Origin of the sequence: Burkholderia vietnamiensis LMG 10929 (assembly GCF_000959445.1) — a bacterium.
GTDB classification, from domain to species: domain Bacteria; phylum Pseudomonadota; class Gammaproteobacteria; order Burkholderiales; family Burkholderiaceae; genus Burkholderia; species Burkholderia vietnamiensis.
The window spans coordinates 980,183-1,000,295 of the sequence record NZ_CP009630.1; the positions used below are offsets into that span (position 1 = coordinate 980,183).

A 20,113-nucleotide genomic window follows, 5' to 3' on the forward strand; every position below is an offset into this window, starting at 1 on the left:
GTCGCTTCGACGAACCTCAGTGGGCCGTCAACCGAAATCGAGCGCGTTCGTCAGATCGCCCGGCGGCGGCGCGCCGCGCGAGGCGAACGCACGGTCGCGCGCGGCGACGCCGTCGAGCGGCGCGAGCCCATGCACGCGGCCGATGAAGCGCAGGATCGAGTTCGTGTCGTACATCGTGTGATCGACGTGGCCCTTCTTCGCGAACGGCGAGATCACCAGCGCGGGAATCCGCGAGCCCGGCCCCCAGCGATCGCCCACCGGCGGCGCGACGTGATCCCACCAGCCGCCGTTCTCGTCGTGCGTCATTACGATCACCGTGTTCGCCCACTGCGGGCTACGGCGGATGTGCTCGATCACGTTCGCGATGTGGCGATCGCCCGATTCGACGTCCGCGTAGCCGGCGTGCATGTTGAGGTTGCCTTGCGGCTTGTAGAACGTCACGGCCGGCAGCTTGCCCGCGTCGACCGCGGCGAGGAAGTGATTGGTCGAAGGATCGTCGCCGACGCCCGCGTCGCGCAGATGCTTGCGGCGCGCATCGGTGCCCGGCGCGTAGTTCGCAAAGTAGTTGAACGGCTGGTGGTGATACTGGAAGTCGGGCACGCTCCCCGTGTCGCGATGCTCGAGCGCGTATTGCCACGCGCCGCTGTACCAGGCCCAGTCGACGTCCTTCTCCGACAGGCGATCGCCGATCGTCGCGTGAGCCTGCGGCGGCATCACGCGATGGTCTGCCGGGTCCGCATACGCGGCATTGCCGGGGTCCGCAGGCGGCACGTAGCTCGGCTGGTACGGCGGGGCCATCGTATTGACGCCGTAGCCGTCGGGCGTGAGGGCGCCGTCGGCTGCGAACTTCGGCGGGCCGTCGAGCGCCGACGCGGGCGAATTGGCGGCCAGCGCGAGGCGCGTGCCGGCCGGATCGTCGCCGTCCACCTTCGACAGCAGCTTCGTCGCCTGCGGATGCTTGTGTGCGTCGGGGTAGACCGGCGGCTGCGCGGAAATCAGGAACATGTGGTTGAGCCACGATCCGCCGAATGCCGCCATGAAGAAGTTGTCGCACAGCGTGTACTGCCGCGCGAGGTTCCACAGGCGCAGCGTGTCGGCGGAGTTGCGGTAGTGGCCCATCACGAGGCCGCCCGAATCGGCCCATGCGGCGAACTGGTTGTTGCGGCCGCCGGCGATCTGCATCTGGTTCTGATAGAAGCGGTGCCACAGGTCGCGCGTGATCACGCCGTTGGGTAGCGGCTTGCCTTGCGCATCGGCGAGCCGGAACGGCGCGTTCGGCAGCTTGTCGATGTCGCGTTCGGCGATCACGTAACGCTTGCCGTCGACTTCCTGCGCCTGCGGCACGAGCCCGCCCCAGATTTTCGGGAGCACGGGCAGCGGCGTCTTACCGTCGCGGTCGAGTTGCTGTGCCTGCTCGGGCTTCACCGCGCTCAGCGGATACTGCACGCCCGGGAAATCGCCGTACAGATTCGCGAAGCTGCGGTTCTCGGCAAAGATCACGACGATGTGACGCACGTGTCGGCGCAGTGTTTCGTCGAGCTGCAGGTCGGCGGCCGTGCGCGGCGCACGTCCCGACGTGATCTCGCAGCCGCCTAGCGCGACGCCCGCACCGAGCGTGGCGAGGCCACCGAGCACACGGCGGCGCTCGGCATCAACGGGAAGATCGTCGGGGCGGTCGGGGGTGTCGGTCACGTCGTGGTCTCCTCGAATGGGCGATGGTCGTTCGATGTGGGGCGCGCTGGGTGGTGCGTGCTGGCGCGCGCGCAGGTGCACGAGAGCCGGCGTCGTGCGGGCTCACGGCGGTAAGCTTCGCGCTGTCACGAAAATGTCATGCACGCGACTATAGCGCGGTCGGCTGGGGCGATGAAAGGGATTTGTCGGAGCTATGCGCGACGATGGGCGCGGGGGCGGGAATCGAGGGTGGTGGGGTGGCAGGGCGGTTCGTGCGAGCAACATCCGCTTGTGGTGCGCTGCGTCATTCATCCGATTGAGCGACGTGGCGAGATGCGGGCGCGGTGGCATTTTTGTCTGCGTGGCTGCTCGCGTTTTGCGAATGGCGCGCACGCGTGCGCGGCCGGATGCGCGATGCGACTGATCGATACGATCTGAAGAAACGCCTTCGACAGGACCGGACTACGCAGAATTGCGGATCACGGCGGAACGTTCGCGGCGTCGGTGCTGTCGCGCGCGAACGATGCGATGCGATGCGATGCGATGCGATGCGCAATCGCACCTCGCCCGCGATCGTCAGTCAGGACGCAGCGGCCGCATAGACTTCGATCGCTTCGGTCGGCGTATCAAGAAAGCGCATGCGCTACCCACGTCGCATAACGGCGTACCCGCGAACGCAAATCAGGACGCAGCCGCCGCCGCAACTTCGGCCGCTTCGGTCAGCGCATCGAGAAAGCGCGTGCGCCACCAGTGCACATCGGTCTTGCGCACGATCGCCATCAGCGCGTTGTGGCGCTGGCGGCGCTCGTCGAGCGGCATCGTGAGTGCGCGTTGAATCGCCTGCGCGGTGCCCTGCGTGTCGTACGGATTGACGAGCAGCGCGGGCTTCAGTTGCTCGGCTGCGCCGGCGAAGCGCGACAGCACGAGCACGCCGGGATCAGCCTCGTCCTGCGCGGCAAGAAACTCCTTCGCGACCAGGTTCATCCCGTCTCGCAGCGGCGTAACGAGCGCGACACGGCTTGCGCGATAGAGGCCGGGCAAGCGCTTGCGCGCAACGGTCCGATGAATGTAGCGCATTGGCATCCACTCGAGCTCGCCGTAGTCGCCGTTGATCGCACCGCACAGACTGTCCATCTCGCGCCGCAGGTCGTCGTAGGCGCCGAGATCCTCGCGGCTCGGCGCGGCGATCTGGATCAGCGTCGCGCGGTTGCGATTCTCCGGATACTGTTCGAGCAACTGACGGAACGCATGCACGCGTTGCGGCAGGCCCTTCGTGTAATCGAGACGATCGACGCCGACGAGCAATTGACGGCGCGAATATTCATCGCGCATCCGCTCGAACATGTCGATGCCGTCGCGATTCTCCGCCAGCGCCGCGAATTCGTCGACGTTGATGCCGATCGGAAACGCGCCGGCCGACAGCGTGCGGCCGAACGCACGCAGGCGACCGTCGGGCAGACGCGCGGCGCCGGCCTCGGCCTCGACGTAGTGCTCGAAGTGCAGCAGATCGGATTCGGTCTGAAAGCCGACGAGGTCGTACGCAAACAGCGCGCGCATCAGCCATTCGTGCTCCGGAATCGCGGCCATGATCGGCGGCGGCGGCATGGGAATATGCAGGAAGAAGCCGATCGGATTCGTGCAGCCCATCGCGCGCAGTTCGGCGGCGAGCGGAATCAGTTGATAGTCGTGAACCCAGATGGTGTCGTCCGGCCGCAGCAGCGTGCTGAGCTTGCGCGCGAACAGCTGGTTCACGCGTCGGTAGCCGTCGGCGAAGCGGCGGTCGAACTGCGCGAGATCGAGCCGGTAGTGGAACACCGGCCATAGCACGTTGTTCGAGTAGCCGAGATAGTACGCGTCGTAATCCTGCGGATCGAGATCGATCGTCGCGAGCTGGATCCCGCCGACGTTCTGGATCTGCACGTCGTCGCCCTGCGCGGGTCGCTCGCCCTCGCTGCGCAGCCTGCCGCTCCAGCCGAACCAGACGCCGCCCGATTCCTGCAGGCTGTCTTTCACGGCTACGGCAAGGCCGCCGGCGGCGGCTTTACGGGGATCTGCAATGCGATTGGATACGACGACGAGTCGGCTCACCAGCTCTCCTGCGAATGGTTGGGGAAGGTTCGTGCGGCCAGGGCGCGAGGCGGACGCCGCCACCGACGCGAGGCGCGATGGGGCCGCGGTACGATCGGCAGGGAATCAGGGGCTGCGATTCGCCGTCCGAACGTGGAGTGCTTTTTAAGCATACTCGTCATTCGCCTGATTTAAAAGTGCGCGTCCGGGTTGAACGGAATGGCGCGCGGTCGCAATATGCGTCGTGTGCCGTATCGGATCTTCGGGAATAAAAATTGCGCATCGAGCCGATAAAAACGCGCAAGCGCTGTTCGTGCGTCGCTGAATCGCGACCGCGATTGAGCCGATGGCCGGTGCCAAGTTGTACTCGGTTGCGTAGCGGTCGATGCACGCCTGCGCGATCACGATCCCGCGCTCGTACGTGCAGGTTGCATCTGCATCTTCCGCGCGAACAAGTTGCGCGAGCAACTGTCTTCAGAAGTCGTCGATATCGGCGCTCGCTTCGGCTTGCTTGCTTGCCGGCCCGTGCGCGAGTTCGACGATGTCGCGCTCGACGGATTCGTAGTCGGCCGCGCTCCACACGATCTCGGCGACGCGTTCACGTGCGCGATCGGTCGTGTCAGCCGCGCTCGCCATCGTGTCCTTCAGCTGGCGAGTTGATCCTGCGGATGCTGGTGCGCCTGTCGGACTTCGGTCAGCGTGAGCCCGCTGTCGGTGGTGTGCGTCCGGACCTCGTGACCACGCACTCAGTGCGCGAGACGCGCGAACGCGCAGTTTCCCGCCGCCGACCGGCCCGCGACCTGCGTCGCGGACCGGTCGGCAGTCAGAACGTCAGAACGTCAGAACGTCAGAACGTCAGAACGTCGTACGCAGGCCGGCCATCACGCTGCGGCCGCCTTGCGGCGCGAAGCCGCGCACGACGGACGTAGCGTAGCGGATTTCCTGGTTCGTCAGGTTATCGCCGCGCAGGAACGCGAGCCAGTGCGTCGCGCCGACGCGGAACTTGTAGCTCAGCAGCACGCCGAGCGACGTGTAGCCGTCCGTCGGGAAGTCGTTGTCGGGCACGCGATGCTGCGCCCACGCACGCGTGACCTGTGCGCGTGCGCCGAACGGGCCGTAGCCGTAGTCGGCGGCGAGCGTCGCGCGCAGCGGTGCGATGCGCGGCAGCGGCTGGCCTGTGTCGACGTTGCGCGCGTGCGTGTAGTCGGCGGTGAGTTCCAGGTCGATCGTGTGGCCGCGCTGCGCGAACGCGCGCCACTTGCCGTCGAGCTCGACGCCATAGAACTCCGCGCGCACGCCGCGGTAGATCGCCTCGTCGAGCGCATCGGCGGTGCCGGGCGCGACCGGGTCGCCGTGGTCGTCGACGATCCGGCCCGTGTTGTACTCGGCCAGGTAGTTGGAGAAGCGGTTGTAGAACACCGCGACGCTGCCGCGGTTCGGGCCGCTCGCATAACGCAGCGACAGGTCGGTCGATACGGCCTTTTCCTTCGACGCGTTCGGGTTGCCGATCAGGAACTGCCCGGTCGCATCGTGCGGGCCGTTCGAGTAGAGCTCGTAGAAGGTCGGGGCGCGTTCCGTGTACGCGACGTTTGCCGCGACAGACCACACGGGCGTCAGCGACAGCAATGCGCCGGCCGACACGCTGCCGGCGTTGAAGTCGCGCGCTCGCGCGTCGGCGAACTTCGCGATCCCGGCCGGATCGGGATCGACCTGCACGTGCTCGAACCGTCCGCCGACGCTCAGCTTCAGCGCCGGGTCGACCTGCCATTCCTCGAGGCCGAACAGCGCGACGCTGTTGGTGCGCGTCGACGGCACGAGCATTTCGTCGCCGAGCGCGGAGAACGTGTTCTGGCCGAACTGCACGCCGAGTGCGCCTTCGAACGGGCCGATGCGCCGGTGCCGCGCTTCGATGCGCGCCTCGTAGCCGCGGTTGCGGAACACGGTCGCGGTTTCGCCGTCGTCGACCTCCTTGTGCCGATAGTCGGTGTATGCGAAGTCGAATTTCAGCTTCGTGAACGGGCCGTCGAGATTGCGCATCTCGGACGCGAACGCGACGCGCTCCTGGCGCATCCGCAGGCGGACGCCGTCCTCCGCGACCGAACCGTAGTTCGATTCGTAGCCGCTGTACGACAGGCCGGCGAAACCGTCGGCCCACGTGTACGCGCTGCCGACTGCGCCGCCGTGCACGCGGCCGTCGCTGTTCGGAACGCTCCCGTAGGGTTGCGGCGTGTCGGCGTCGTCCGTCGAGCGCAGTGCGCTGCTGCGCGCATAGCCGGGAATCCGCAGCTTGCCGGCCTCGCGATCGAACGCGTCGACGTGAAACGCGAAGTGGCCGTTGCCGGCTTCGACCTGGGCGGCGCCGGCGCGCACTGCGTTCGCGCCGCCGTAGCGCGCGTCGAGCGCGCCCGTCACGCCTTCGATCGCTTCGCGCGGAATGCGGTTGTCGATCGTATTGACCACGCCGCCGACCGCATTGCCGCCGTACAGCAGCGCGGCCGGCCCGCGCACGATCTCGATGCGCTCGATCGACAGCGGGTCCTCCGGCACCGCATGGTCGTACGACAGCGACGACGCATCGTAGGCGGCGACGCCGTTCTGCAGCAGCCGGATCCGGTCGCCGTCCATGCCGCGGATGATCGGCCGGCCGACCATCGGCCCGTAAGTCGTGGTCGACACGCCGGGCAGGCCGTCGAGCGTTTCGCCGAGCGAATCGGCCTGGCGGCGCGTGAGCGCGTCGCCGCTCAACTGCGTGGTGGCGGCGATCGGGTCGGTGTCGCCGAGCGGGTTCGCGGTCACGAATATCGGCGCCAGCGGCGCGGGCGGCGACGTGGCAGGCGGGTCGGCCGCATGGGCGGGCGTGACGGCGGCGAACAGCATCAGAGAGACGGGCTGAAGCCGGCGAAGCGGTAGACGGCGAAGGTCGCGCATGAGCGGTGAAGACATTGGGAGTTGTGTAGAAATCGGATCGGAATGTCAGCCCGGCGAGCACACATCGAAACGATATATTGTTTCATCGCGTGCGCGCACCGACCCGCTGCGGATCCGATCCGGCGGCGCCCGGCCGTGTCGATAACGCACCATGACGACGGACGAGCATCGAGAATGATACGTTATATCATTTCTGATTCAAACCGGGACGATGCCGCCCATGCGCCGACGTACCGCTTCATCGGCGACGCCGGCCAACGGCCCGAGGCGGTGCTGCGAGCGTGCGCACGGCCGCGCAGCACACGACGGCGCGCTGCGAACCGGCCGCAATCGCGTGCGTTTCCCGTAGCGTTGACACGTATCAAGTCGTTGCGGTCTCGAGCCCGGATACTGGCCCGGTCATCGACCAGACAGGAGCAGGGCATGACCCAAACCATGAAAGCGGCCGTCGTTCACGCATTCGGCGAACCGTTGCGTATCGAGGAAGTCCCGGTGCCGACGCCCGGCCCCGGCCAGATTCTCGTCAACATCAAGGCGACGGGCGTCTGCCATACCGACCTGCACGCCGCCGACGGCGACTGGCCCGTGAAGCCGACGCTGCCGTTCATTCCCGGCCACGAAGGGGTCGGCATCGTCGCGGCAGTCGGCGCGGGCGTCACGCATGTGCGCGAAGGCGATCGCGTCGGCGTGCCGTGGCTGTACACGGCGTGCGGCCATTGCGAGTACTGCCACACGGGCTGGGAAACGCTGTGCCACGGACAGGAGAACACGGGCTACTCGGTCAACGGCAGCTACGCGGAATACGTGCTGGCCGATCCGAACTACGTCGGCCATCTGCCGGCGCAGGTCGCCTTCGACGAGATCGCGCCGATCCTGTGCGCGGGCGTGACGGTCTACAAGGGCATTCGCGTCACCGATACGCGTCCGGGCCAGTGGCTCGCGATTTCCGGCATCGGCGGCCTCGGCCACGTGGCCGTGCAGTACGCGCGGGCGATGGGCCTGCACGTCGCGGCCATCGACGTGTCGCCGGCGAAGCTCGAGCTCGCGCGGCAACTGGGCGCGGAGCTGACGATCGACGCATCGGTCGACGATCCGGCGAAGGTCATCCAGAAGGAAATCGGCGGTGCGCACGGCGTGCTGGTCACGGCCGTATCGCGCAGCGCGTTCGCGCAGGCGCTCGGGATGGTCCGGCGCGGCGGCACGGTCGCGCTCAACGGCTTGCCGCCGGGCGATTTTCCGCTGCCGATCTTCTCGACCGTGCTGAACGGCATCACGGTGCGCGGCTCGATCGTCGGCACGCGCCGCGATCTGCAGGAGTCGCTCGATTTCGCTGCGGACGGCCTCGTGCGCGCGCATATCCATCGCGACCGGCTCGGCAACATCAACGACATCTTCACCCGTTTGCGCGAAGGGAAGATCGACGGGCGCATCGTGCTGACCGACATGCAGTGACGCGCCAGCGTCGGATGCGCAGCCGCGACGCGCGAAACGTCGCGGCTGCGCTGCGCTTACGTGCGCATCACGGCGCGAAGAACACGTCGGTGCGGTTCGTCAGGTTGCCCGCGTTGGTCTGCACGAACAGCGGGTGGAACGACGAAGACGGCAGCACGTCGAGCCCTTGGTAGTCGCCGATGAAAAAGCCTTCCGCGTTCGGCGCGAGCTTCATGTCGAACGGACCGCCGACGCGCCGCTCGTCGGCGAACGTCGCACCGCCGTCGTGCGAGATCTTGCGCCAGAATCCGGTCGGCAGCGTCGTCGTGTTGCCGGCCGCGAGGTCGCGGAAGTCGTAGTAGGTGACCATCACCGCCCCGGCGCTGTCGACCCGCACCGACGGATTGAACGCCGCACGCCCGGTCGGCGTGTTTACCTGCAGCGGCGCGCTCCAGCTCGCGCCGCCATCCTTCGACGTCGATAGCGCGATCTCGTCGTAGTTGCCGCCGTTGAATCGACCGTCCTGCCAGACGACGTAGAGCTGTCCGGACGCGGCATCGATCGCGGGCTCCGGAATGATGTCGCCGGTGCGCACCGGTTCGCCGGTGTTCGGGTCGGTCACGCCGGCCGTCTGCAGCGCGGCGATCACCTGCGGCTTGCTCCACGTCGCGCCGTCGTCGCTCGACTTGATGAACGCGACCTTGCCGGCCGCCTTGTTGAACGGCGGCTGGATCAGATCGAAGAAGTCGTACAGCGTGCCCGTCTTCGGATCGACGACGATCTGGTTGCCGATCGTCTGCTGGCGCGACGGCACGTCGACGATCACCTTCGCCGCGCTCCAGGTCTTGCCGCCATCGGTCGTCTTCGAGAAGAACGTCGGCCCGCGGTACGCCTGCGTGTGCAGGTTCGCATACGGGTTGCCGTTGGGCAGCTCGAGGCGGTCCCACACCGCATACGCGGTGCCGGCCTTCACCGGGTTCGCGGTGACCGATTCCTTGTCGTTGAAGAACTGCGTCGTCGGTTCGTCGTTCGCGATCAGCACGGCCGGGCGGCTCCACGTTTGCCCGCCATCGGCCGACACGGACGCCGCGACCGCGTTGCTGTTGTTCGACTGATTGAACGAGATCGACACGGAGTACGCGGTGCCGTCCGGCCCGAACGACACCCACGGATCGGACGCGCGCTCGTACTTCAATCCGCCCGGCGCGCAGGCGCTGAACGGTTGCGGCGTGCGCGCCCAGGTCGAGCCGCCGTCGAACGTGTAGCCGGCGACGAGCCCGTGCGCGCCGCCGTTCGACCAGCGGTCCTGTTGCCATACCGCGATCATGTTGGTCGGATTCGCGGGGTTCACCGACAGCCAGGGCTCGACCTCGGCGTTCACGTAGTTCGTGCCCGGGCCGCCGATCGTGCAGGCCGCGAACGGGCTGGGCCCCGACACGACGACCGGGTCGGCATGGGCCGCGGTCGCGACGGCGGCCATCGCCAGCGCGCCGGAGAGTCGGCTAAATCGGCTGAGTCGAGTCAGGCGGGTGAGGCGGGTGACGGGCGAGTGGAACTCGATCTGGCGTCGCATGGACTGCTCCTCGTTGAGGTGCGGCAGCGATGGCATGGCGAGCCGACACGAACCGGCGCACGGCAACGGATGCCGTGCACGAGACGGATCGGGCGATCAGGAAGCCGCTTCGGTCATCGCAAGCCGCAGGTGCTGGATCCCGCCAGCACGTCGGTGAGACTCCGCTTCGTTTTCATTGCTTTTCGTTGCTTGGTCGGCGCCTACGACGAATGCATCGAAGTGGAATGGAATGTAGGTGATCCGTATGTGGCGCGGGGGGCAATTTTTTGTAACAGAGCGTAGCCGGAAAGCGTTGCCGAAACGGCTCGCGCAGGCGCGCAAAATTTTCCTTCGAAAAACTTCGGAAGCCGAATCGAAGCGCGAATTGGAATCGCTATCGATTACGTGCGGAACGCGGTGCACGCAGCCGATGCGGCGCGCCGCGCCGGCAGTCAACGCTCGGCCGGAAAGCGCTGCTGCAAGGCGTTCAGCCAGCGCGCGACGACGTCGAGTTCGTCGTCGGAGAAGCCGTCGCACAGCTTGCCGTTCAGCTCGCGCAGCAACACGCGCGCGCGCTTGAGCGCCGCATGACCTTCGTCGGTGAGGAACAGACGCGTTGCGCGCCCATCGTCCGAATCGGCGTGGCGCGTGAGCAGGCCGGCCTTCGCCATCCGGTCGGCGAGCCCCGTCATCGCGGACGGCGCGAGTTGCAGCGCCGCACCGACTTCGCCGATCAGCGCGCCGTCCTGCTTCGCGAGAAAGAACAGCACGCCGGCCTGCGCGGCGCTCGCGCGCGCGTCGGTCTCGGCCTTGCGGTCGACCCAGCGCTGTACGCGCCGCTGGCCGATGTTCAACAGAAAAAACAGTCGTCGATGTTCGCTCAAGTTCGGTTCCCGGCTGCGATGGAAAGGGATGGGCGGTCGGCGTCGCGGCGCGCGTCGAGCGCCTGCGCGAGCCAGTCGGCGACGCCCGGCCACAGCACGGCGCCCGGCCGGCTGCGGAAGAAGCCCATGTGCCCGACCGGGCCGGTGCCCGCCGCGTGCGGATCGATCTGCCGGCGTTCGACGGCCGCTCCGGTCAGGTAGCTTACCAGCAGGTCGATGGCGCGCCGATTGGCCCACGGATCGTCGTCGAAGCCGACCGCGAGAATCGGCAGCCGCTGTTTCGAAAAGCGCTCGGCCGCGCCGAGCGTCGGATCGTCGAAGAAGTAGTGCGGCAGCGTGGTCCAGCGGCTCCATTCGCGGAACACGCCGGCCGGCAGATCCTCGCCGAGCCCGAGCCGCTTGCCCGGCACGTAGCCGAGCAGCGCCGACGCGAGCGGGCCGAGCACGTGCAGGATCAGACGCACCTTCAGGCGTTCGGCCGCACTTTCGATCAACCGCGTGCTGCCCGCGTGGGCGGCGACCAGCACGGCGGCACGCAGATGCGCGGTGCCGGCCGACAGGCCGACCGCGTGGCCGCCGACGCTGTGCCCGACCGCCAGCAGCGGCACTGCGCGGTGCGTGTCGCGCGCCCACGCGATGGCCGCGCCGACGTCGAGTTCGATCCAGTCGCGCATGCGGGCCTGCAGTTTGGTGAGCCGCGCGGGCCGCGATGAACCGATCCCGCGATAGTTGTAGGTCAGCGCCGCGAAGCCGCGCGTCGTCAGAAAGCGTGCGAAGCCGGCGTACAAGCGCTCGGGCACGGCGGTCGCCGGGTGGATCAGCACCAGCGCGCGCGGCGGCGCGTCCGGCGACCAGAGCGTGCCGCGCAGCGCATAGCCGTCGGCGGCGGAAAACGCGATGGGTTCCGATGTCATGTCCGTCCTCGTTCAGAAAGGTAATTTGCATGCGAAATATAGTTCTCGGTGTATTTCGCGTACGAAATATCTGTCGAGGATGTCCTCGAACGGCTTTCCCGTGGCGCGTTGCAACATCGGCATGCGCGCCGTCCTGCCATCGAAGATTTGCGCCTTTCGATAGCAGAATATTGCGTTTGTTCGATGCCGGCGATCGACGTATCGTCGACGGTTTCATGGCGTGCGCCGTGTGCTTCGTTCGATGCGCTATCCGGCGCTGCTGCGATGCGCACGCCAGTCAACTACCGGAGAAAATCACGTTGTCGAGCCGAATCGTCACCACGCTGCTGCTCGCGCTCGCCGCGCAGCCGGGCATCGCGAAAGACACCGTCACGCTGCGCGTCGGTGAACAGAATTACTTCAACATCCAGGCGTCGATGGAAGCGTCCGGCGTGCTGAAGGACGTGCGTTACGCGATCGAGTGGAAGCACTTCCAGGCCGCCGCGCCGGTCGCCGAAAGCCTGAGCGGCAATGCGATCGACGTCGGCTTCCTCGGCGATTCCGCGCTGCTCACGCTGGCCGCACGCGGTGCGCCGGTGAAAGTGGTGGCGGTGTCGCGGCAGAGCCTCGACGGCGTCGCGATCCTCGTACCGAAGAATTCGCCCGTGCGCACGGTGGCCGACCTGCAGGGCAAAACCATTGCGGTGTGGCGCGGTGCGTGGAGCCAGCAACTGGTGCTGCGTGCGCTCGAACACGCGGGCCTGCGGATGGATTCCGTCAAGTACGCATACCTGATGCCGATCGACGCGACCAATGCGCTCGCGAACGGCTCGGTCGACGCCGTGTCGTTATGGGAGCCGTTCGTCAGCACGCTCGCGCTGCGGCAGGGCGCGCGGCCGGTGACGACCGCGCAGGGGCTGATGCCCGCGCTCAGCTTCGTCGCCGCGAACGACGAGGCCGCAGCCGGCAAACGCGCGGAGATCACCGATTTCCTGAAGCGCGTCGCGGCGGCGCGGCAGTGGGTCGACAGTCATCCGCGCGAATACGCGCAGCTGTGGGCGAAGCGTGCGCAGCTCGAGCCGGACGTCGCGTATCGCTGGCTCGGCAACGCGCACCAGCGCGTGGGCCCCGTCGACGACGCTGCCGCGAAGGACGCGCAGAATACCGCCGACTTCCTGCACAAGGCCGGCGTGATCCCGGTTGCCTACGACACGACGAAACTGCTCGACCGCTCGTATGCGGGCGCGTTTGCGGCCCCCGCGCAACAGACGGCTGCCGCGCGGTGACGATGTCGCCGCGATCGGTGATCACCTGTGAACGGCGCCAGCGCGGCGCCGCATGCGCATCGACCTCATCGTGATGGTTCATGCGCATTCGCCGCGCGGCGCGCTCTGTGTGGCATTGCGCACGCGCCTGAAGCCGCCGGCAGCGCGGTTCGACGGTATGCCGATCAAGCGCACGAGCCGATCTATCGAATTTCGCGGAAGACGCGCAACCCGAACCGCGCCACGTTACCCGCGCGGCCGATAGCACGCGACGGCAGCCGCACCGTCGCACCGAATCAAAATGACGGCAGCCCCGGCGGATTCGTTTCGGCGCGCCCGAGCGCCTCGCTCTGCAATCCCCAGCGTGCCAGCGCCTGCGCATAGCGGCCGTTGTCGATCAGCGTGTTGGTCGCGAGCGTCAGCGCCGGCGCCAGCCCGCTGCCGCGGCGCGTCGCGATCGCGACGTCCGCCTTCACCGGCCATCCCGCGTTCACGACACCCACTCGACGGATCTTGCCGTCACGCGCGGCCTCGTACGCGAGCGACGCATTCGGATTCAGTTCGGCGTCGGCGCGACCGGACAGCAGCGCGACGCGCGCTGCCGCATCGTCGTCGAAATAGAGCGGCTCGGTCGCCTTCAGCCCTTGTGCGACATTGCGCCGGCTCCATTCGAGCAGGATGCGCTCCTGGCTCGTTCCCGCGCCGGTGATCACGCGCAGGCCCGCGATGTCCTTCGGTTCGGCGATCTTGGCGATCGGGCTCGCGCTGCGCACGTAGAACCCGTGCAATCCGAGCCGATAGGTCGTGAAGTCGAATCTCTCCTTGCGCTTCTCGGTCACGCCCACGTTCGAGATCACGGCGTCGTACTTGCCGGACGCGAGCCCGAGCGGCCAGTCGGCCCATGCGATCGGTACGAGCAGCAGCGCGCGGCCCAGTGCATCGGCGACGAGCTGCGCATAATCCGGATCGGCGCCGACCACCGTGCGTGCGTCGGTCGCATAGGTCGACACGGGCGGCGCGTGCGGCGCGATCGCGACGGTGAATGCGCCGTCGCGCACCCAGCGATAGTTGCCGGCCGCGCGGATCGCGGCGGCGTCGCGCGCGGCGCGGATGCGGCCGGCCTGGCGCGGGTCGAGGTCGGCCGTCGCGGCTTCGGCGAATACGGCGTGCGAGCGCAGGCTCGCGACGGCGGCCAGCGCGGCGGTGATGAACAGGCGTCGGTCGGTCATCGGTGCAGGCCTCGCAGCGGAAGGGCGGCGCGCATCACAGGACGCGCGACAGGAACGCACGCGTGCGCGGATGCGCCGGCGCATCGAGGACGACCTCGGGCGGCCCCGATTCGACGATGCGCCCGCGTTCCATGAACAGCACGTTGTCGGCGACTTCGCGTGCGAAGCCGATCTCGTGCGTAACGATTACGAGCGTCGTGCCGGAGCGCGCGAGCTCCGTGATCACGTCGAGCACTTCGTTGACGAGTTCGGGATCGAGCGCCGACGTCGGCTCGTCGAACAGCAGCACCTTCGGACGCAGCGCGAGCGCCCGCGCGATCGCGACGCGCTGCTGCTGACCGCCCGACAGCTGGCGCGGATACGCATCGGCCTTGTCGGCGAGGCCCACGCGTGCCAGCAACGCGCGCGCGGTGCGCTCGGCCGCATCGTGCGCGACGCCGCCGACGGCGACCGGCGCCTCGATCAGGTTCTCCAGCACGGTCAGATGCGGGAACAGGTTGAAGTTCTGGAACACCATGCCCACCGCCGTGCGGCGCTTCAGCACGTCGCGCTCGTTGAGCTCGTACAGCACGTCGCCTTCACGTCGATAGCCGATCAGCTCGCCGTCGATGTCGATGAAGCCGTCGTCGACGCGTTCCAGATGATTGATCGTGCGCAGCAGCGTCGACTTGCCGGAGCCGGACGGCCCGACGATTACCGTCACGCTGCCGCGCGGCGCGACGAACGACACGTTGTCGAGCACGTGCTGCGGCCCGTACTGCTTCGACACGTTGTGCACGGCCACGTCGCCGCCGACGAGCGGCGGCGCAACGGCTGCAGCGTCGCCGACGGCAACCGCGCGCGCGGTCGCGTTGCGTGCCGCGGTACGCCGCCACAGCGCGCGGGCGAGCGCCAGCACGAAGGTCAACGCCGACGGCGGCGGATTGCGCAGCGCGCCGCGCGCATAGTGGCGTTCGACCTGCACCTGGATCGCGGACAGCACGGTCAGGATGATCAGATACCAGACGGTCGCGACCATCAGCAGCGGGATCACGTCGAGGTTGCGGCGATAGATCACCTGCACCGTATAGAACAGCTCGGGCATCGCGAGCACGTACACCATCGACGTGCCCTTGGCGAGCGTGATCAGATCGTTGAACGCCGTCGGTAGAATCGCGCGCATCGCCTGCGGCAACACGATCCGCGTGGTCTGACGGCCGCGCGGCAGCCCGAGCGCGGCGGCCGCTTCGAGCTGGCCCTGATCGACCGCAAGGATGCCGCCGCGGATCACTTCGGCGGAAAACGCCGCGTGATTCAGCGTGAGGCCGAGGACGGCCGCGAAGAACGGGGAGATCAGGTCGGTGGTCGGTGTGTCGAACCAGACGATGTCGGTGAACGGCACGCCGAGCCGCACGTGCTCGTACAGATAGCCGAGGTTGTTAAGGATCAGCAGCAGCACGATCAGCGGAATCGAACGGAACAGCCACACGAACGTCCACGCGCTCGCGGCGAGCAGGCGCGAGCGTGACAGCCGCGCGAGCGCGACCAGTGCGCCGAGCGCGAAGCCGAACACCGCACCGAGCACGGTCAGCACGAGCGTGCGCGCGAGCCCCGACAGCACCGGCGGCGACAGGAACCACTCGGCGAACACCGGCCAGCCCCATTGCGGATTGCCGAGGATCGAATATAGCGCCAGCGCGATCAGCACGAGCGCGAGCATGGTGCCGGCCAGGCGCGACCGGTGCCGCGCCGGCACGATGCGAAGACGCGCGTGCGCGCCTTGCGCGTCCGGGGAAGGCAGCGGCGCCAGCGCGCCGCCGAGATGGGTCGTGTCGCTCATGTCGGTGAGAGTCCTCGATCGGGTCGTCGGTGGTAAGCGCCGCGCTCGACGCGGCGGCGCAGCGGCGTCATGCGTGCGCTTCGGCCGCGTCGCTCTGCTGCTGCACGGCGTCGCGCGGCGCGTAACGGCTCGCCTTGCGCGGCAGGCCGAGGTGATCGCGCAGCGTGCTGCCCGGCAGGTCGCGGCTGTAGCGGCCGCGCGCCTCGAGGATCGGAATCACGAGGTCGACGAAGTCGTCGACGCCCTGTGCCTGCACCGGGAAGCCGAGGATGAAACCGTCGCCTGCCCCGGCGTCGTGCCAGCGGATCAACTCGTCGGCGACGTGCTCGGCGGTGCCGATGAAGTTCGGCCGCGGCGTCGCGACGGCGAGCGCCGTCTCGCGCAGCGTAAGGTTTTTGCGCTTCGCGTCGGCCTTGATGCGGTCGGTGGTCGAGCGGAAGCTGTTGCGGCCGATCTCGCCGAGTTCGGGGAATGGCGCATCGAGCGCGTACTGCGTAAAGTCGTGGTGATCGAAGTAGCGGCCTAGATACGCGAGCGCCTCGTCGATCGTCAGCAGCGCACGGATCGCCTGGTATTTGTCTTCGGCTTCGGCCGCGGTGCGGCCGACGATCGGGCCCACGCCGGGGAACACCTTCACGTCGCCCGGCTGGCGCCCGTGCTCGACCGCGCTTTGCTTCACGCGGCGCGTGAATGCGGCGGTTTCGTCGAGCGACGGCGAATGCGTGAACACCGCGTCCGCATACTTGCCGGCGAGCCCGATGCCGGTGTCGGACGAGCCGGCCTGAAAGATCACCGGCTGCCCCTGCGGCGAGCGCTGGATGTTCAGCGGGCCGGCGACCTGAAAGAAGCGGCCGTGATGGTCGAGCGTGTGGAGCTTGTCGCGATCGAAGAAGCGGCCGCTCGTACGATCGCGCACGAACGCGCCGTCGTCCCAGCTGTCCCACAGCCCTTGCACGACCTCGAGATATTCATCGGCGATCTCGTAGCGCAACGCATGCTCGGGATGCACCTTGCCGAAATTCTTCGCCGTGCCTTCGAGCGGCGTCGTCACGACGTTCCAGCCCGCGCGGCCGCCGCTGATCGCATCGAGCGACGCGAGCTGGCGCGCGACCGTGAACGGCTCGCTGTACGACGTGGAGATCGTGCCCGCGAGCCCGATCTTCTTCGTCGCGACCGCGAGCGCCGACAGCACGGTCAGCGGCTCGAAGCGGTTCAGGAAATGCGGGATCGACTTCTCGTTGATGTAGAGGCCGTCGGCGACGAACGCGAACGCGATGCCGGCGGCCTCCGCCTTGCGCGCGATGCCGATCGCGAAGTCCAGGTTGATGCTCGCGTCCGGCGGGTTGCTCGGATGCCGCCACGCGTTCATGTGGCTGCCTGCGCCTTGCAGCATCAGGCCGAAGGGGATCGATCGTCGGGTCGTCATGGGCGTGTCACGCGTTGTGGTCGGGGGAAGGGGCGCGTTCGGCCGCGACGGCCGGTTGCGCGCGGCTGATCGACTGCGCACCGCCCAGCCATTCGGTCGACGCGAGCCGCGCGGCGTAATCGGTCACCGGCGAGTCGATCACGAACGCATCGACGTCGAGCCGGCGGCTGAGCGCGTCGAGCGCGCGATGGATGCGCTCGGGCGTATCGGCCAGCACGGTCGGGCGCAGTTCGTCGATCCGGTAATCGGACGCGCCGCTTTGCCGCGCGAATTCGGCGGCGGCTTGTGCGCTCGCGAGGTTGAAGCTCGAGCCGCCGGCGAATTGCAGCTTGAAGATCCTGAGCGCGCCGATCAGTCGTTCCGCTTCGTCGCGGGTCGCGGCGGCGACCGCGTACAGCGCGACGAGCGGTCGCGTGCCGCCCGCATCGCGGTATGCGGCGAGCGAGCGTTCGAGGTTCGCGTCGTCGCCGTTGAAGTGGCCGGCGTAGCAGAAGCGCCAGCCATGGCGGGCGGCGAGCGCGCCGCTGTCGGGCGAGCCGCCGAGCAGGATGCGTTCGGGCGCGTGCGGCGGCACCGGCAGCGCGACCGCGCCGGCGAGCGGATGATCTTCGGCGACACCCCAGCCGAGGAATGCGTCGAGCGTCGCGAGCCGTGTCGCGAAGTCGGGTTTGCGCGCGTGGTCGTGGCCCCATTGGAGCGCGCGCGTCGTCAGCGGCAGCCCGCCCGGCGCCTTGCCGATGCCGAGATCGACGCGGCCCGGCCCGAGCGCGGCGAGCAGCTTGAACGTCTCGGCGACCTTGAACGGGCTGTAGTGCTGCAGCATCACGCCGCCCGAACCAACGCGGATGCGCGACGTATGCGCCAGCAGATGCGCGACGACGATCTCGGGCGCGGAACTCGCGAGGCCCGGCGCGCCGTGATGCTCGGCGACCCAGAAGCGCTCGTAGCCGAGTTGTTCGGCGCGCTGCGCGAGCGTCGTCGTGAAGCGCAGTGCGTCGGCCGCGCTCGCGCCTTCGGCGATCGGACTCTTGTCCAGCAAGGAAAGCGAATATGACATGGGCGTTCTCGCGGGGGCGTCAGGGAAGGGGCCGCTCAGCTCTTCGGCAGGCCGGGCGGATTCGTGCGCGACTGGTCGATCGCTTCGGCCCCGAGGCTCCAGCGCTCGAGGACCTGCCGGTAGCTGCCGCTGCGAATCAGCCCGTTGAGCGCGACGGTCAGCGGATCGGCGAGGCCGCTGCCGCGGCGCGTCGCGATCGCGATGTCGGCGGTGCGCGGCCAGCCGCCGCTGATCGCCCCGACCGCGCGCGTCTTGCCCTGCTGCGCGCTCTGGTAGGCGAGCACGGAGTTCACGCTGAACACGGCATCCGCGCGGCCCGACTGTACGGCGACGATGCGCATCGCCTGGTCGTCGTAGTACTGGACCTGCACGGGCTTCAGGCCATGCGCGACGTTCTCGCGGTCCCACGCGAGCAGGATCTTTTCCTGGTTGGTGCCGGCGTCGGTCACGATGCGCAGCCCGGCGACGTCCTTCGGCTCGCGGATCGACTGGATCTTGCTGTCGTTGCGCACGTAGAAGCCGACCTGGTCCTTGCGGTAGGTCGAGAAATCGAACTTCTGCTTGCGCTCCTCGGTGACGGTCACGTTCGAGATCACCGCGTCGACTTTCCCGGATTCGAGCGCGAGCGGCCAGTCGGCCCACGCGAGCGGGACGATCTTCAGCTTGCGGCCGAGACTGTCGGACACGAGCTGGCCGATGTCCGCGTCGAAGCCGATCACCGTGCGCGCGTCGGTGGCGTAGGTACTGATCGGCGGCAGGCTCGGCGCGATGCCGATCGTCAGCGTGCCGGCCTCGGCGAACTTGAACGTCGGCGGCACCGCGCGTTGTACGGCCGCATCGGCCGTGCCGCGCGGGCGGCCGTGCTGCTCGGGGCTCAGGTCGAAGGTCGCGGCCGCCGCGGCGATCGCGGTCGCGCCGATCAGCGCGGCCGCCAGCGTGCGCACGGCGCGCGGCGTGAAAGGAACGGCTCGTTGCATGAATGCATCCTGGAGTTGACGGTTTTTCTGGGATGGAGTCGGAAACGCTTGCGACGACGCAGCGCGTTCAGCGCGGTAAGGCCGGTTCGGGCAGCGGCGCCCACAGGTCGGCGAGCGTCGACGTGCGCGACGGATCGACGAGGTCCTTGCCGAAGCGCAGATGGAAGTACGCTTCGGGGTCGATCGACGCATCGAACAGCCGCGTATAGCCGGCGCGGTCGTACAGCGCCCACGCCTCGGGTTGGCGAAAGCCGGTGGTGAGGTAGACGCGCCGATAGCCCTGCCGCGCGGCGCGCTGTTCGAGCGCGTCGACGATCGCGCGTGCGAGCCCCTGGCGGCGCAGGTCCGCGCGCGTCCAGATGCGTTTGAGCTCGGCGGTCTGCGCGTCGTAGCGCTTGAATGCGCCGCCGCCGATCGTCTCGCCGTCGCGCAGCAGCAGCACGAACGCGCCGTCGGGCGGCGCGAACAGATCGGCCGGGTAGCGCGCGAGTTCGTCGCGCGCGGCCGCGCGGCTGTCGGGGCGGTACGCGTCGTAGCGCGTCGCGTATTCGTCGATCAGCGCGTCGATCAGCGGCTGAGCGCGGACGTCGAGCGGCGTCGTGTCGATGATGCGGTCGTTCGTGGCCATGGGCATCGCGAGGGGCGTGCGATGCGGACGTTCCGTTCGAAGGCCGGGCATGCGGCCCGTCCGGTCAGTGCCGTTATCGCGACGCGGTTGTCGTGATGGCGGCGGCCTCAGTGCTCAGTGCGTGCTGCGATGCATCGGGCGTGCCGCCGCCGTTCCGAACACGTTAGCGGCGCGGCGCGCAAAGGCGAACGAAGCAATTTCGATAAGGATTTCGCGGCGCAAGTCAGAAGGCTTGCAGCGGGCATGGAGTGTGCGCGTTGCGCGGCCGTGATCGCTCGGCCTGCAT

At 68.2% G+C, this 20,113-nt stretch carries 17 protein-coding genes; 2 read left to right on the forward strand and 15 right to left on the reverse strand.

Features of this window, described 5'->3' with window-relative positions; translation table 11 throughout:
- Window positions 1–27 precede the first annotated feature (27 nt).
- The 5 genes from AK36_RS04490 to AK36_RS04500 form a co-directional block, all read right to left on the reverse strand.
- On the reverse strand, window positions 28–1,692 hold the full coding sequence (locus AK36_RS04490; protein WP_034195090.1) for an acid phosphatase: 1,665 nt from the start codon (window positions 1,690–1,692) through the stop codon (window positions 28–30).
- 660 nt (window positions 1,693–2,352) lie between these two features.
- Window positions 2,353–3,759 (reverse strand): alpha,alpha-trehalose-phosphate synthase (UDP-forming), encoded by a 1,407-nt coding sequence (gene otsA, locus AK36_RS04495; RefSeq protein WP_045577955.1) that lies wholly within the window; start codon window positions 3,757–3,759, stop codon window positions 2,353–2,355.
- A 144-nt stretch (window positions 3,760–3,903) separates the two neighbouring features.
- Window positions 3,904–4,206: a hypothetical protein gene (locus AK36_RS32595; protein WP_144410625.1), complete on the reverse strand. Its 303-nt coding sequence runs from the start codon at window positions 4,204–4,206 to the stop codon at window positions 3,904–3,906.
- Window positions 4,207–4,212: 6 nt separating this feature from the next.
- Window positions 4,213–4,374: a hypothetical protein gene (locus tag AK36_RS33665; RefSeq protein WP_155121973.1), complete on the reverse strand. Its 162-nt coding sequence runs from the start codon at window positions 4,372–4,374 to the stop codon at window positions 4,213–4,215.
- Between the two features lie 219 nt (window positions 4,375–4,593).
- Window positions 4,594–6,615, reverse strand: a complete 2,022-nt coding sequence (locus AK36_RS04500; protein ID WP_045577956.1) for a TonB-dependent receptor — start codon at window positions 6,613–6,615, stop codon at window positions 4,594–4,596.
- Window positions 6,616–7,089: 474 nt separating this feature from the next.
- Here AK36_RS04500 and adhP point away from each other — a divergent pair, with 474 nt between their 5' ends.
- A complete protein-coding gene (gene adhP, locus AK36_RS04505) occupies window positions 7,090–8,118 on the forward strand; it encodes an alcohol dehydrogenase AdhP (RefSeq protein WP_014724850.1) in 1,029 nt (342 codons plus the stop codon).
- A 67-nt stretch (window positions 8,119–8,185) separates the two neighbouring features.
- Here the strand turns inward: adhP and AK36_RS04510 are convergent, their stop codons facing one another.
- From AK36_RS04510 to AK36_RS04520, 4 genes are all read right to left on the reverse strand, one after another.
- On the reverse strand, window positions 8,186–9,670 hold the full coding sequence (locus tag AK36_RS04510) for a sialidase family protein (RefSeq protein ID WP_080938646.1): 1,485 nt from the start codon (window positions 9,668–9,670) through the stop codon (window positions 8,186–8,188).
- Between the two features lie 96 nt (window positions 9,671–9,766).
- Complete coding sequence (locus AK36_RS32600) at window positions 9,767–10,105, reverse strand: hypothetical protein (protein ID WP_144410626.1); 339 nt, start codon at window positions 10,103–10,105, stop codon at window positions 9,767–9,769.
- Window positions 10,102–10,533, reverse strand: a complete 432-nt coding sequence (locus tag AK36_RS04515; protein WP_011882272.1) for a MarR family winged helix-turn-helix transcriptional regulator — start codon at window positions 10,531–10,533, stop codon at window positions 10,102–10,104. The genes AK36_RS32600 and AK36_RS04515 overlap by 4 nt, the downstream gene beginning before the upstream one ends.
- Complete coding sequence (locus AK36_RS04520; RefSeq protein WP_045577958.1) at window positions 10,530–11,447, reverse strand: alpha/beta hydrolase family protein; 918 nt, start codon at window positions 11,445–11,447, stop codon at window positions 10,530–10,532. The genes AK36_RS04515 and AK36_RS04520 overlap by 4 nt, the downstream gene beginning before the upstream one ends.
- Window positions 11,448–11,746: 299 nt before the next feature.
- Here AK36_RS04520 and AK36_RS04525 point away from each other — a divergent pair, with 299 nt between their 5' ends.
- Window positions 11,747–12,712 (forward strand): ABC transporter substrate-binding protein, encoded by a 966-nt coding sequence (locus AK36_RS04525; RefSeq protein WP_080938647.1) that lies wholly within the window; start codon window positions 11,747–11,749, stop codon window positions 12,710–12,712.
- A gap of 275 nt (window positions 12,713–12,987) precedes the next feature.
- Here AK36_RS04525 and AK36_RS04530 read toward each other — a convergent pair whose 3' ends face one another.
- The 6 genes from AK36_RS04530 to AK36_RS04560 form a co-directional block, all read right to left on the reverse strand.
- Complete coding sequence (locus AK36_RS04530) at window positions 12,988–13,920, reverse strand: ABC transporter substrate-binding protein (RefSeq protein ID WP_045577959.1); 933 nt, start codon at window positions 13,918–13,920, stop codon at window positions 12,988–12,990.
- Between the two features lie 34 nt (window positions 13,921–13,954).
- Window positions 13,955–15,739, reverse strand: a complete 1,785-nt coding sequence (locus AK36_RS34590) for an amino acid ABC transporter permease/ATP-binding protein (protein WP_080938606.1) — start codon at window positions 15,737–15,739, stop codon at window positions 13,955–13,957.
- Window positions 15,740–15,806: 67 nt separating this feature from the next.
- Window positions 15,807–17,165, reverse strand: coding sequence for an LLM class flavin-dependent oxidoreductase (locus AK36_RS04545; protein WP_034195085.1), 1,359 nt, complete (start codon window positions 17,163–17,165; stop codon window positions 15,807–15,809).
- A gap of 7 nt (window positions 17,166–17,172) precedes the next feature.
- Complete coding sequence (locus AK36_RS04550) at window positions 17,173–18,222, reverse strand: LLM class flavin-dependent oxidoreductase (protein ID WP_045577960.1); 1,050 nt, start codon at window positions 18,220–18,222, stop codon at window positions 17,173–17,175.
- A 35-nt stretch (window positions 18,223–18,257) separates the two neighbouring features.
- Window positions 18,258–19,199, reverse strand: coding sequence for an ABC transporter substrate-binding protein (locus AK36_RS04555; protein WP_011882265.1), 942 nt, complete (start codon window positions 19,197–19,199; stop codon window positions 18,258–18,260).
- A gap of 67 nt (window positions 19,200–19,266) precedes the next feature.
- Window positions 19,267–19,827, reverse strand: a complete 561-nt coding sequence (locus tag AK36_RS04560) for a GNAT family N-acetyltransferase (RefSeq protein WP_014724858.1) — start codon at window positions 19,825–19,827, stop codon at window positions 19,267–19,269.
- Window positions 19,828–20,113: the final 286 nt, after the last annotated feature.